Origin of the sequence: Cricetibacter osteomyelitidis, assembly GCF_004340985.1 — a bacterium.
Lineage (GTDB): Bacteria > Pseudomonadota > Gammaproteobacteria > Enterobacterales > Pasteurellaceae > Cricetibacter > Cricetibacter osteomyelitidis.
Genome location: NZ_SLYB01000034.1, coordinates 1 through 15,151 on the forward strand (window position 1 = coordinate 1; position 15,151 = coordinate 15,151).

General features: G+C 40.0%; 6 protein-coding genes. 3 read left to right on the plus strand and 3 right to left on the minus strand.

What is annotated here, in order from left to right:
- Nucleotides 1-144: 144 nt before the first annotated feature.
- The gene (locus EDC44_RS11360; RefSeq protein WP_131979013.1) at nucleotides 145-999 is read right to left on the minus strand and encodes an OmpA family protein; all 855 of its coding nucleotides are present in this window, start codon (nucleotides 997-999) and stop codon (nucleotides 145-147) included.
- Nucleotides 1,000-1,045: 46 nt separating this feature from the next.
- Nucleotides 1,046-9,655: a YadA-like family protein gene (locus EDC44_RS13030; protein WP_165870264.1), complete on the minus strand. Its 8,610-nt coding sequence runs from the start codon at nucleotides 9,653-9,655 to the stop codon at nucleotides 1,046-1,048.
- 372 nt (nucleotides 9,656-10,027) lie between these two features.
- Here EDC44_RS13030 and EDC44_RS11410 point away from each other — a divergent pair, with 372 nt between their 5' ends.
- Nucleotides 10,028-10,414 (plus strand): helix-turn-helix domain-containing protein, encoded by a 387-nt coding sequence (locus tag EDC44_RS11410; protein WP_131979016.1) that lies wholly within the window; start codon nucleotides 10,028-10,030, stop codon nucleotides 10,412-10,414.
- Between the two features lie 59 nt (nucleotides 10,415-10,473).
- On the opposite strand, the gene nudE is transcribed toward EDC44_RS11410, so the two are convergent.
- Entirely contained in the window at nucleotides 10,474-11,022 is a 549-nt protein-coding gene (gene nudE, locus EDC44_RS11415) for an ADP compounds hydrolase NudE (RefSeq protein WP_131979019.1), read from the minus strand.
- Between the two features lie 88 nt (nucleotides 11,023-11,110).
- Here nudE and hslR point away from each other — a divergent pair, with 88 nt between their 5' ends.
- Nucleotides 11,111-11,521 (plus strand): ribosome-associated heat shock protein Hsp15, encoded by a 411-nt coding sequence (gene hslR / locus EDC44_RS11420; protein WP_207896763.1) that lies wholly within the window; start codon nucleotides 11,111-11,113, stop codon nucleotides 11,519-11,521.
- Nucleotides 11,522-11,527: 6 nt separating this feature from the next.
- Nucleotides 11,528-15,142 (plus strand): autotransporter assembly complex protein TamB, encoded by a 3,615-nt coding sequence (tamB, locus tag EDC44_RS11425; protein ID WP_131979023.1) that lies wholly within the window; start codon nucleotides 11,528-11,530, stop codon nucleotides 15,140-15,142.
- Nucleotides 15,143-15,151: the final 9 nt, after the last annotated feature.

A 15,151-nucleotide genomic window follows, 5' to 3' on the forward strand; every position in this document is an offset into this window, starting at 1 on the left:
TATCAAGAGAAAGGTGAAAAAACTAAAAAATAAACCCTCTTTTATCAAATTGCTTTGAAAAGCAAAGCGGGAGTGGGTTTGTCAGTAGTCTGAGGATTAAGTTCATTGAACTTAATCCTTAATTTTTTAAAAGTGCGGTGGAAATTAATTTAATTTTCCAGAACCATCGACTTCTATTTCAACGCGACGGTTAGGGTGTAAACATTTAATTAATTCATTGCGTGGTAAGCTGTTTGCACATTCTTTAATTTGACGCGTTTTACCATAACCTACAATACTCATTACACCGGCCGGTACGCCTTTGGTGATTAAATAGCGGCGTACGGTTTCAGCACGTTTTTCAGAGAGTTTTTGGTTGTATGCCGCACTGCCGAGACGGTCAGTGTGACCTTCAATGCGGATTGAGTTCAAACGATCGAATTTGAGTACTTTGCTTGCAAATTCATCTAATCTGGCTTTACCTTCCGCATTGATATCGGTTGAGCCGCTCTTATCAAAAGCAAATAAGGCATCGGCATCAATAGTATAACGCTGCGTATTCGGGGCTGATTTGTGTCCCGGAGGGCAAATGGCATCTTTCGGGAATACAGGCTTCCAGAAGAAACTACGTGCGAATTTATCTTTGTCATAAATAACTTTAAACTGACAAGTCGTAACATCCGGTACACCGGCTTTATTATCCGGATCAAGCGGTACGCCCGGTGTGTGGAAGTGGAACAAATAATCCCATTCACGCACGCCAAACAATCCTTCGTCATAATGCGGACGGCCAAGCAATTTATACAGTTCGTCCTTGGTTAAACCCGCTTTCACTTGTGCCAATTCATCAGTTGTCGGGAACGTACCGCGATCATTATTAAAAGTCAGTGAATAGGGCGCCGGGAATACGGGTTCATCAGTTGTACCGTCTGATTTTACATTACTTTTTGTTGCACAAGCGGCAAGTAAACTTACGGCAAGTACGGAAAAACCTAGTTTAAAAAATTGTGTTTTTTTCATATTTTTGTCCTTTTAGAAAGGCGGCATAATACCGCCAATCAGTTTATTACCATTGATAACCGATAGCTGCACCGGCACCGAAGTTTCCGCGTGAGTCCGCATTTGCTGTTGTTTTCAGGATCCAGTTACCGCCGTCAGAAATGGTTGACATCCCTAAGGCAACACCTGATTCACCGCGGTATGTACCACCACCTACAGCAACCAAGGATTTACCCGGTAAATAAGCTTGTGGCAAGGTAGCTGTTGCAATTGCACCCGCAATACCGGCACGGGCATTATTATCCACTTTGTTGATTTTACCGGCGATATGGTTTGCTATACCGCGTAATTGATTTACGTTCACTGCATCTGTACCATCAACACCCGGTGCAACATTAGTAATACGGTTGCCGCCATTGTTTAAGCCGTCTGCGGTTAAGCTTATGGTTTTACCATTGTTACCGGCAATGCTAATGCCGTTACCATTTACATTGGTAACATTACCATTATCGTCTTTAAATTCAGCACTAGTTAAACCGGTTAATGCTTTCGCTAACTTCACATTTAATGTGCCATTTTCCGCAACGACACCGATATTGTTATCCGTTAACTTCGCCGCTTCTTTCACACCACCGGAAATTGTCACTTTTTTACCTAATGGAGTTTTAAATTCACCATTATCACCGGCAAATGTTAAACCGTCAGTAATGACTTTATTCAATTGGCTACCATTAATGGCATCGGTACTGTCTTCTGAAATTTTACCGTCGGCTACATTAGTCAGCTGCATTGGCTTCTCACTAGTAATACGCACTTTAGCCGGCGTTGACGGAGTTAAGATTTTTTGACCATTACCGCCGTCTTTTTGTGAATAGAACTGTCCACCGATATTCACTAATGTGTTACCCGCTTCATCTATATATTCCATTGGTAGTCCGGTTACATTAATTTCATAACTGTAATTACCGTTTTCATCTTTTTTGATTTCAGAAACTTGAGTATTCACACCGTGTTTCACTGTGACTGTCTGGTTAGAAACGGATTGTGCTTCTTTTTTCGCATCAGATTGCCCTTCCGTATTAACTTTCCAAGTTACAGCATCTTTGACTTTGTTCGTCGCATCGTTTAATTGACTTACATTAACGGCATCCGTATCGGCTTCACCGGCTTGTACATTAGTAATTTTTTTACTTCCTGCATCAAGACCTTGTTTAGTAACACTTGGTCCGCCATTAATGACTAGTCCGTTTCCATCAAGTTTTGTATCACCAATTTCAACTGAACCGTCTTCACCTAGGTTAAGGTTTTTCGCTAAGTCAACAGTGAGATTATTCCCATCATTAGTAATTTTAATGTTGCCATCTTTGTTAGCGAAATCAACGGAATCACCCGGCTTAACATTGGATTTAGAGGCACTGTCTCCGTTTGTAGTTAAGTTCCAACCTTTATTAGCAATGTTTTTAACATCATTCAATTGGTTTACGTTCACTGCGTCATTGCCATCAACACCTTCTTTCACGTTGCTGATAACTTTATTTCCCGCATTGATACCGGCCTTAGTCACACTCGGTCCGCCTGTAATGGTTAGCCCATCGTTGTTGATAAACGTATCACCGACAGTAATACTGGTTAAATCCGTTAAGTTTTTAGCCATCTTCAAGATCAACTCGCCGTTAACGCTGTCAACACGTAAGTTTTTATCCGTTACTTCGGCTTTAGAGTCAAGGTTCCCTTTAATTAATAAGGTTTCGTTAAGTTTTTTAGCGATAACGTCACCTGTATCACCTTGGAATTTCAAACCGTCGTTCAATGTTGCAATGGTTTCAGTTGTGCCATCTGTTTTCTTATAAACAATGCGTGTTTTGCTTTCGCCATTTTCACCATCATTGCCATCAAGACCTTTGGCACCGTTTTGTACACTAATGTCAGCGGAAGCACCATCTTTACCGTCAGTGCCACGCGGTCCGGTTAACCCGATAGAACCGTCTTTACCATTTAAGGTAACAGAAGCACCGTCTTTACCTTTAACGCCGATAGAACCGTCTTTGCCGTCTTTGCCGTCCTTACCAATTTGAATATTATCGTTAAGGCTAACTTCAAGTGCTTTAGAACCATCGTTTTTAGTAATAACTTTAGTACTTATATTGTCATTACCGACAATTTGTGCGGTTGACCCTAAGTTTTGTTTAAACTCATTGCCATCTTGGTCTTTTAAACCAAAAGCATTAGTAGTTAACTCGGTTTTTACTTTATGTAACTGACTACCGTTAATCGCGTCTTTGCTGTTTTCAGCAATTTCACCGTCTGAAACATTGATGATTTTCTTATTACCCGCATCAATACCTGTGTTTTTCACACTTGGACCATTAGTGATAGAAAGACCGTCATTATTTATAACGGTACCACCAACAGTAATACTGGTTAAATCCGTTAAGTTTTTAGCCATCTTCAAGATCAACTCACCCTTAACATTATCAACGCGTAAGTTTTTATCAGTGACATCGGCGTTAGCATCAACATTTCCTTTAATTGATAAGGTTTCGTTAAGTTTTTTAGCGATAACCTCACCTGTATCACCTTGGAAGTTCAGACCGTCGTTCAATGTTGCAATGGTTTCAGTTTTGCCATCTGATTTTTTATAAACAATGCGTGTTTTGCTTTCGCCATTTTCACCATCATTACCATCAAGACCTTTGGCACCGTTTTGTACACTAATGTTAGCGGAAGCACCGTCTTTACCATTAGCGCCACGCGGTCCGGTTAACCCGATAGAACCGTCTTTACCATTTAAGGTAACAGAAGCGCCGTCTTTACCGTTAACACCGATAGAACCGTCTTTGCCGTCTTTACCGTTCTTACCAATTTGAATATTATCGTTAAGGCTAACTTCAAGTGCTTTAGAACCATCGTCTTTAGTAATAACTTTAGTGCTTATATTGTCATTACCGACGATTTGTGCGGTTGTTCCTAAGCTTTGTTTAAACTCGTTGCCATTTTGGTCTTTTAAACCAAAGGCATCAGTAGTTAACTCAGTTTTTACTTTATATAACTGACTACCGTTAATCGCGTCTTTACTGTTTTCAGCAATTTCACCGTCTGAAACATTGGTAATTTTGTCACCGCCCACATCTAAATTACCATCAGTATTGCTGGTGATCGTCGTTGATTTGGTTGGGTCATCTTTATTCACTAAAGTAACAGAGTTCAAGTTTTTCAAATCTTTGTTCAATTGAACTTCCAGTGTATCTGTGCCATTCGCTTTAACATTGATATTGCCTGAAGCACTTGCAAATTTTTCAGATGCTGCTTTATCCACGCCTTCGCCAATAATTTTCACTTTACTATTCAGTTTGTGTGCATTATTGACTTCATTGTTACCGGTGAAATTTAAGCCGTCATTTAGTGTAGCAACGATTTCTGTTTTATTAGTATTCGGATCAGTATATTCAATACGAGTAATGCTGGTTCCGTCTAAACCGTTTGCACCGTTCTTACCGTTAACACTAATTGCAGATTGGCCATCTTTACCATTAACACCATTAAAGACGATAGCATCTGGTTTGATCGTTATGCCATCTTTACCATCAGCACCTTTTACGCCAATAGCACCGTCTTTTCCGTCTTTACCGCCCACATTAATGGTATTGTTTAAACCGAAGTCAACATTATTCTCACCATCAATTGTGGTGATCACATTGCCATCTTTACTGGTAAATTTCACGGTTTCACCCGGAGCAACATTGTCAGCGTTTGTTACACCGTTCGCTCTCTTATCGGCATCAATATTAAAGCCTTTGTTGGCAATTTCTTTTACTTCATGTAATTGGCTACCGTTAATCGCATCAGTGCTGTCTTTGCTAATCTCACCTTTCGCAACGTTAGTGATTTTGTCACCACCCACATCTAAATTACCGTCTTTATCACTGCTGATCGTCGTTGATTTAGCCGGATCGGTTTTATTCACTAAAGTAACAGAATTCAAGTTTTGTAAGTCTTTCGCAAGTTGAACCGTTAATGTATTGTTACCATCGGCAACAACATTAATATTACCCGTTGCACTGTTGAAAGTTTTAGACATTTCTTCAGTTACACCTTCACCTTGAACTTTCACTAAACTGTTAAGTTTATGTTTATTTTCAGTGCTTACATTATTACCAGTGAAACGTAAACCATCGTTTAACGTTGCTATTTCTTCTTTAACGGTATTATTGTTTTTATCTTTCGTTTCATAAACGATACGGGTTTTACCGTCAGTGCCGTCACGACCATCTAAACCTGCCGCACCATCAACGCCTGGTTGACCGTCTTGTACGCTGATATTGGCAGATTTACCGTTAGCACCGTCTTTACCGCGTGGTCCGGTTAACCCGATAGAACCGTCTTTACCGTTTAAGACAACGGAAGCACCGTCTTTACCGTTTACGCCGATTGTACCGTCTTTACCATCAGCACCGTCTTTACCGATCTTGATGTCATCGTTTAATGTATGTTTAACTACACCGTCTTTATCGACCGTTGCGGTAATATTTTCCGTACTCATGAAATCTAAACCTTTGGCAAGTGTCACGGATTGGTCATTTTTGCCATCAGCTTTATAGGCTAGATTAGTACCAGAAGCATCTACGGACAAATCATAAACAGTGCGATCACCTTCTTTAGTTTCATTAACGGTCACTGATTTATTGTTAGATGTAATTTTTGAGGTCACCGTTTTAGCGGTATCTTTGATCGCATCTTCTTTTACCGCAACTTTAACATTTGTACCTGAAGCCTCAGTCGTGACGTATTTGTTATCACCCACCACATTAAATTGCAAACCATCTTTTTTGCTTAGTGCTTGACCGTCGGTTGCGCCGGTATCACCGCCCAATTTAATGGTATTATCTTTCAGTGCATCAATATTTGTTGTGTTCTTGGTAATCTCGTTATCAAGTGCGGTGCTATCTACATTAATCGTAATGCCTTGTTCATTGGCAACCGTATTAGCAGAAATCTTGCCTGTTGTTTTGGTATCAACCTTTAATGTTTGATTTGCCAAATTTACAGAACCTTTACCCGAATCGCCTGCGGTTTTGAGTGTTACTTTTGCCACTTCACCATCTACATAACTTTTGTTCGTTACACTATTATTTGTGGTCGGCGCATTTTTTACTGTCATATCATTTGCAGTGATATTATTAACGGTAATATCGTCTTTTAACGTATGTTTTACAACACCGTTAGCATCAACCGTTGCGGTAATATTTCCCGTACTTGTGAAATCTAAACCTTTAGCAAGTGTCACGGATTGGTTATTTTGACCATCGGCTTTGTAGGCTAGATTAGTGCCTGAAGTGTCCACGGATAAATCATAAACAGACTGACCATTTGCTCCCGTCGTTTGGGTTACGGTTACGGAATTATTGTCAGATTTTACTTCCGTGGTTACGGATTTTGCCGTTTTTTTGACCGCACTTTCATCTACACTGATTGTCACCGCATCGCCAGTTGCTGATGTGGTAATATATTTATTATCACCCTTAACATCAAATTTTAAACCGCCTGATTTATTAAGTGCCTGTGTCTCAGTCGTTCCTTTATCGCCACCTAATTTAATCGTATTGTTTTGCAATGTCGTGATGTTATTAGTGTTGTTGGTGATATTTTTTGTGTTATCGGCAATAGCATTATCAATTGCCGTGCTGTCCACATTTATTGTAATACCTTGTGCATTTGCAACGGTATTTGCTGCGATTTTGCCGATTGCATTAGCTTTAACGGCGAATGTTTGGTCTGCCAACTTCACGGAACCCGTGCCTGTATCGCCCGCTGTATTGAGTGTCACTTTTGCTACTTCACCGTCTACATAACTTTTGTTCGTTACACTATTATCCGTGGTCGGTGCATTAGTTACCGTCATATTAGTGGCATTCACATCACCGGCCTTAATCGTATTGGCGGTTACAGTGCTTACATTAATTGCGTCATTTAAGGTGATAGCAATATTGTTATTCGTTACTTTAGTTGTGATATTTTTATCACCGTTGTAAGTTACGGTTTCACCTAATTGGACATTATCCGGTGTTTTGTTATCGGCATCGATATTAAAACCTTTTTCGGCTTTAACTAATGTATCTTTGGTTTTTTTAGATAAATCGACGACATAATCGGTAACATCTGTTGCATTTGTTGTACCTTCTACTGTAACAGCCTCAGACCCTGCTTTTGCCGTGGTTGCTTTGGCATTAACGGTATAAATTGTATGCCCATCTTTCGCACTTGTCGTATCAGCATCGACAGTAACGTTATTACCGGCTTTCACTTCGGTTTTAGCGGCAGCAACAGATTCATCAACATATTTTTTGTTGGTTACACTCGTATTATCCGTTGGGGCATTGTTTACTGTCATGTTATCTGCAGTCACATTTTTAACAGTAATATCATCTTTTAAGGCATGTTTTACGACACCGTTAGCATCAACTGTGGAAGTGATATTATCAGTGCTTGTAAAATTTAATCCGTCAGAAAGGTTCACTGCCTGAGCATTTTTACCGTCCGCTTTATAATTAAGTGTTGTGCCTGAGGCATCGACGGATAAATCATAAACAGTGCGGTCACCATCTTGGGTTTCACTAATGGTAACGGATTTATTCTTAGAAGTGACTTTTGTTGTAACCGTTTTAGCGGTATTTTTGATTGCATCTTCTTTCACTGCAACTTTAACATCTGTCCCGGAAGCTGTAGTCGTGACGAATTTATCATCACCTACTACATTAAATTTCAAACCACCATCATTGCTTAATTTTTGAGCATTGGTCATTGTTGCATTATCACCACCTAATTTAATGGTGTTATCTTTTAACTTAGTGATATCCGTAGTATTCGTTGAAATATCGGTCTTATTTTTATCAATGGCAGTTTTTAGCTCTGAAGCATCGACATTTACCACGATACCCGTCGCATTGGCTACCGTGCGGGCACTAACGCCATTTGTGCCCGTCGCCGTAACATCTAACGCTTGAGTGGCTAAATTGACTGCACCTTCACCCGTATTACCTTTAGTTTTTAAATTGACTGCGCTAATGGAATCATCAACATATTTTTTATTGGTTACGCTTGTATTATTCGTTGGCGTATTGTTTACTGTCATGTTATCTGCAGTTACATTTTTAACAGTAATATTATCTTTTAACGTATGTTTTACGACACCGTTCTCATCAACTGTTGCAGTGATATTTGTTGTATCAGTGAAATCCAAACCGTTTGCCAAAGAAACAGATTTTGCATTTTTACCATTGGCTTTATAGGCTAAGTCTGAAGCAGTTGCAGCGACAGACACAGACAAATCATAAATAGATTGCCCGTTCGCTCCAGTCGTTTTTTTTATGGTTACTGATTTATTATCAGATTTAACTTCCGTCGCAACCGTTTTAGCGGTTTCTTTGATTGCTTCTTCTTTTACAGAAACTTTAACATTTGTTCCGGATGCCGCAGTGGTCACATATTTGCTATCACCCACGATATTAAATTGCAAACCGCCAGATTTGCTAAGTTTTTGTGGTTCGGTTGTTACCGTGTTGGTGTCTCCGCCGAGTTTAACCGTATTATCTTGCAGGGCTTTAATATCTGTTGTGTTTTTTGTGATGCTGGTTTTGTTACCTTCAATATTAGTTTTATTAGTGTTGACTTGACTCAACGTTGTTTTCGTTGCATCAGATAAATCAATCTTATAATCAGTGATATTGGTTGTGGCATCTTTCTTACCGTTGGTTACAGTTACTGCATCAGAACCTTTTGAGACTTTTGCACCATCGGCATTGACGGTATAAACCGTCTGACCGTCGGTTTCTGTTTTTTGAACACTCGCAATATTTGTGCCGCCTTTCACATCGACTTTAGTACCACCATCGCCACCTTTATTTAAGTCGTTAATGGCACTTGCCAATGCGAACAACTGTGAACCATTTACCGCATCGGTGGATGTTGCACTAATAGTACCTGCGGCAACATTTTGAATTTGGCGATATTGATAATTTTGTGATGAGGTATAAGTATCATAATAAGTTCCTCTACCATTAGCTCTTCCGGTTGGTTCTTGAACTGTCGTGCCAGCACCAATAGATAGTACAGAGGTATTACGATTGGCTTTTCCGGCAAACTCATAAGTTTTGCCACTAATCTCAATTGACTGAGAACCAGTTCCGGTATTTGCTGCTTTTGTCGATGAAAACGCACCTAGTGCAATACTACCATCTTTACTCCCATTTTTTGCTTCAGCATTAGCCTTATAACCCAGTGCCGTTGACCATTTATTATTATCTACTTTTGCACTACCACCAATAGCGATCGAATGGTGGTTAGCAGGCATTAGATTTGGGTTATCAGACGAAGCGCCCGAATATGCACTTGCTGCCCCATCCTGACCTGCCGTATCATTTTGTTCACCGATTACCAGTGCACTAAAATCGCCTTTATCATAGCCGTTTCTTGTGGCAGGTGCGGCGAAAACCATGCTTGGAATAAGAAGTGCCAGCATCAAACTTAAAGGTTTAAGTTTGAAACAGCCTGTTGTGGCAGACGCTTTATTCGTTTTTTGTTCACATTGTCGAGAACTTTTCACATGTCCTTTCGCAAGCTCAGTAACTGCTTGGAATATACCAAGTGCATGGTTATAGATAACTTTATAGATTTTATTCATAATTTTTCCTTAAATATAAAATATTAGACAAAAAAATAGCTAAAACTTACTATTTAATAAGTTCTTACGTTATTTTGTTCGGTATTAGTTTATGTTAACTTTCTGATTTGGCTTCGATGTGTTGCTTGTCATATCGGATAGATCTTAATCCGTAATGTCATAGACATTTACTACTGACAAGATTACAATGAAGAAAACGAAGTATTATTTGAAATGAGAAAATATGATATGCATGCTAAACACTCCTTCCTTTAAATAAAGTAAATATAAGATTTGTGTATTTTATAAGTTAAAATACAACAAGAAAACCATCAAAAAGGCAAGATTATAACCATTTTTTGGAATATAATAAACACATTTATGGGGGATTTTATGAAATTAAATCAAAAAGTGCGGACTATACGCGAAATCAATCAATGGACACAAGAAGAAATGGCAGAAAAGTTAAATATGTCTGTTAACGGTTATGCAAAAATAGAACGTGGCGAAAGTAAACTCAGTTTAGAAAAATTAGAACAAATCGCACATCTTTTCAATATGGATGCATTAGAGTTTATGAATGCCACCCAAAAAGGCGTATATTTTCTACTCAATGATAGTGTGGATAACAATGTGGTCTATTATGGACAGAGTGATGAAAAATTGTTGATGGAAATTGAAAAATTAAAATTAATGCTGCAACACAAAGATGAATTACTTGAACAAAAGCAATTAGAAATCAATAGATTAGATCGTATTATACAATCATTAGAACGTTAGAAGAACCTATACTAAAATTTTTAGCATAGGCTTATTTTTTATCACGATTTGTAAGTATGTTATTTTATTTTGTATAAATCTCTTAATGCATACAATGCCACTAAATTGCGTGCTTCGTTAAAATTCGGATCAGCAATCAACTCATCAATTTTTTCTAAAGGTATCCGCACGATTTCTAAAGGTTCCGGTTCATCGCCTTCTAATTTACAAGGATAAAAATCTTTCGCAATAAGAATGTGCATGGGGGAATTCATAAAAGTGAGATTAGAATTGACGGTACGTAATCGTTCAAAATAATTGGCTCCCAAGCCGATTTCTTCTTTCAGTTCGCGGTCGGCGCTTTGTTCCGGCGTTTCGCCGATTTCCATTAAGCCTTTTGGAAAGCCCAGTTCATATTGTTCCGTCCCCATGGCATATTCCCGCACCATAATTAATTCGTTGTTTTCAATCGGCAAAATCATCACCGCAGCACGCGTGGCGGGCTTAAAGCGTTCGTAAGTGCGGTAGGTTCCGTTGGAGAATTTCAGAACCACGGATTGAATTTCAAAAATGCGAGATTTAGCGGTCAGAGAAATGGATAGGATTTCCGGTTTTTTTAATTCTTTCATTGATTTTCTCACTTTCAAAATTTACAAAATTGGGGAATGGATATACCATAAATAATAATTGAATAGATAATGATACAAAACGAACTTTATGGCAAATAAATCTACTAAAAATATGGAAAAAGATGATGATGTCACACGTTTAGACAAATGGCTGTGGGCGGCACGTTTTTATAAAACACGCACTATCGCCAAAGAAATGATCGACGGCGGTAAAGTGCATTATAACGGTCAGCGAACCAAACCCAACAAAAGTGTGGAAGTGGGCGGGCGGATTAAGCTCCGCCAAGGTAATGATGAAAAAGAAGTGGAAGTGCTGGCGTTATCCACTCAACGTCGCGGTGCACCGCAGGCACAGTTGCTGTATCGGGAAACGGACGAAAGTGTCGCGAAACGGGAGCAAATGGTAATTGCCCGCAAGATGAACGCAATGCCGCACCCTGATCATAAACCGAATAAAAAAGAACGCCGTGATTTACTCAAATTTAAATTTCAGGAATAGTTAGCGATGTCAGAACAAGAACAAACACAAGAAAATGCGGATAAATCGATACCGATTAAAAAGAAAAAATGGTGCAGACGTGCATTGTGTATCACAAGTGCGGTGATTTTTGTACCGGTTTTTGGTGTGTTGGGGATGCTGGCTACGGATATTGGTCAGCGAACATTGGTGAAATTAGCCGATAAATTTGTGGATCAGTTGTCTATTGGTGATGTGACGGGCGGTTTATCTGAGGGGTTAGAATTAAGCAATGTGCGTTTTCAAACAGACGGCGTTGAAACATGGGTGGAAAAAGCCCGCTTACAATTGGATTTCGGCTGTTTGTGGGAGCGCAAAATTTGTGTGGACGATATCACCATTAATAAGCCGCAAGTGAAAGTGGATATCGGCAAAATTCCCCCTTCCGAGAAAAAGCGGGAAGAATCAAGCGGTTCAATGCAGCGTATTGAACTGCTGATTTCGATTGTGGTGAAAAATATAGCCGTAGATGCAGTGGATGTAACGGTGGATAATATGGCTATCCGGTTGGCTGATTTCAAAAGTGCGGTGAATTTGGATAACGAATCCGGTTTAACCTTGTCGCCAACAGTGATTGATGGCGTGAATTTCACCATTAACCAAGTCGAACAAACTGTACAACCAACGGAGCCGGTACAAACTGAATCCGAACCGCTGGATTTACGGGCGTTGGAAGCCGCATTACGCAAACCGCTTTTATCGGCATTAGCGGAAATGAAAAAAATCGAGCTGCCTTTTGATATCCACGTGCAAGATCTTCAAGGCTCAAATTGGCAATATCAAGACAGTGTTCAAACCATTACCGTGCCGAAACTGCAATTGCAAGCTGATGCTGCAGGCTATGATGTGCAATTACAAAACCTTGATGTGATCAGTTCAATGGGAACGCTGCAGGCTCAGGGCAAAATCACGTTAAACAATGACTTTCCGTTGGATTTGCAATTAAACAGTAATGTTGAAACTATTAAGCAAGAAAATGTCGTTATTTTGCCAAAAACGGCGTTAAACCTGTCGGTATCAGGAAATTTATTAAAACAGACCGCACTTTCTCTTACGGCAACAGGTGGTGTGAATGCTCAAATCAAAGCCAATGCGGAATTGAACAGCGAAAAAACACCGCTTAATTTAAGCGTGCAAAGCAAACAAATCCAGTATCCGTTAGCTGGTAAAGCACAAGTCAAACTCAATAATGTGGATTTAAAACTGAGCGGAGATTTGTTGAATTATCACACCGAGCTTAAATCAATTTTTAATAGTAAAAATTTAGCACTCAGTGGGCGTTTAGGCTTAAAAAACGATGTGTGGAATTTACCTGATTTACTATTCGTTTACGGTGAAAATAAAATCAGTGGAAAAGGAAATTTGAATCCGGACAGCCAAAAACTGACTTTTAATGTAGATATCAACGCGCCTAATCTCAGTGGATTAATGCCTGATTTAACAGCAAATATTGTGGGTAAGGCCAAGGTTTTCGGTAAATTAACCGAACCTAATGTGGATTTGGAGCTCACAACGAAATCATTAAAATTCCAAGATCTGAATGTGCAAAATCTCGTTGCAAGCGGCAAAATCACTACGGATAAACAAATTCAAGGAGATTTAGCGGTTGATCTCGCAAGCCTGACCTATGGCGAGGGCGTAGATGTGCATAATTTAGCACTAAATTTCACCGGTTCTGAAACCAAACACGAATTACATTTACGTTCACAAGGCAAACCCGTTGCGGCAGAATTAAATATTGCCGGCAGTTTTGACCGCACTTCGCAAGTGTGGAAAGGTACGCTGTCGAATACCAATATCCAATCCTTAATCGGTGATCTGAAAAACAGTCAAAATGTGGCAGTGATTTATGATAACAAAGCACAGCAAGTAACTGTAGGAGCACATTGTTGGCAAAATCCGAATTTGGAATTATGCCTGCCGCAACAATTTAAAGCAGGTGCCGGCGGCGAAGTGCCTTTTGCAATCAAACGTTTGAATTTGCAATTAATCAATGAAATTACCGAGCAGGATAATTTGCTCAAAGGTGTGCTGAGCAGTCAAGGCAAAGTAGCGTGGTTTGCCAATAAGCCGGTGGCTTTTAATATTCAAGTGGACGGCAATAATCTCGCGGTAGCACAAAAATTAAACGGTAGAATGTTTAATTTGCCGATTCCCAAATTAGCTGTGAGCGGTAAGCTTGAAAATAATAATTTGGCATCAAAAGCGGATGTTCATTTACAGGATCGAGCCTTGATTGCGGCAGAATTTAATTTACAGGATATTGCGAAAAGTCGCAAATTAGGCGGTAAATTAGCAATTAATAATTTAAGTTTGAAGTTGGCGAACCAATTATTAGCGCGTAATGAAAACGTGGATGGAGCAGTACAGGCCAATTTGACTTTTGGCGGTGATCTGAAAGCCCCGTTATTGAACGGTAGTTTTGATATACGAAGTATTCGGGCAAAATCGGCATCAATGCCTTTTGATGTGAAATCCGGCGATATTGCGTTGCGTTTCAACGGTCGCAGTTCCACGTTACAGGGAAATATTCAAACCGATGAAGGTCGTTTGGATATTGATGGCGATGCTTCTTGGCACAATTTAAACAGCTGGACAGGCCGCGTACATACCAAAGCTAATAATTTCAAACTGGATATTCCGTCAATGGCGAAGATTAAGGTCAGCCCGGATGTTACCGTGAAAGCCACACCAAAATTGTTGGAATTGACCGGCGAAGTGAATATTCCTTGGGCAAGAATTGTCATTGAAAGTCTGCCGGAAAGTGCGGTTTCCGTGAGCAGCGATGAAGTGATTTTAGATGGCAGCGATAAAAAGCAAAGTGTGGCTACTTCAATGAAGGCTACTCAGCAACGAATGAAAGCGGCGGCTGAAGCGGACGGTATGGCGATTAAAGCTGATCTGAAAATCAACATTGGCGATGATGTCAGCATTGAGGCTTATGGTCTGAAAAGTGATTTACGCGGCTTGCTTTCGGTGAAGCAGGAAAAAGGTCAGTTAGGTTTGTATGGTCAGGTGAATTTATTCCGCGGACGTTTTGCTTCTTTCGGGCAGGATTTGATTATCCGCAAAGGGGAAATTAGCTTTGCCGGATTGCCATCCCAACCGTTCTTAAATATTGAAGCGATTCGCAATCCTGAAGCCATGGAAGATAGCAGTATCACGGCCGGGGTAAAAGTAACCGGCGTGGCAGATGCACCGGAAGTGAAAGTGTTCTCGGAACCAAGCACATCGCAGGATCAGGCGTTATCTTATATTCTCACCGGTCGTTCTTTGGAAAACAGCGGTGAAGCGGGATCTGCCGGTTCTGTGGGCGCTGCCCTGCTGGGTATGAGTTTGGCGAAAAGCGGTAAAGCCGTGGGTAAAATCGGTGAAACTTTCGGTATCAGCGATTTAAGTTTAGGTACGCAAGGGGTTGGTGACAACTCGAAAGTGACCGTTAGCGGCAATATTACCGACCGTTTGCAAATTAAATACGGGGTCGGTTTGTTCGATGGCTTGGCGGAAGTCACATTGCGTTATAGACTATTGCCGCGTTTATATTTACAATCAGTTTCGGGCACAAATCAAGCCTTTGATTTGCTTTATCAATTTCAATTCTAAAGGAACCGA

Coding starts and splice junctions, on each gene's coding strand:
- tamB (WP_131979023.1), top strand. CDS start 11,528: ATGTCAGAACAAGAACAAACACAAGAAAATGCGGATAAATCGATACCG.
- EDC44_RS13030 (WP_165870264.1), bottom strand. CDS start 9,655: ATGAATAAAATCTATAAAGTTATCTATAACCATGCACTTGGTATATTC.
- EDC44_RS11360 (WP_131979013.1), bottom strand. CDS start 999: ATGAAAAAAACACAATTTTTTAAACTAGGTTTTTCCGTACTTGCCGTA.
- nudE (WP_131979019.1), bottom strand. CDS start 11,022: ATGAAAGAATTAAAAAAACCGGAAATCCTATCCATTTCTCTGACCGCT.
- EDC44_RS11410 (WP_131979016.1), top strand. CDS start 10,028: ATGAAATTAAATCAAAAAGTGCGGACTATACGCGAAATCAATCAATGG.
- hslR (WP_207896763.1), top strand. CDS start 11,111: ATGGCAAATAAATCTACTAAAAATATGGAAAAAGATGATGATGTCACA.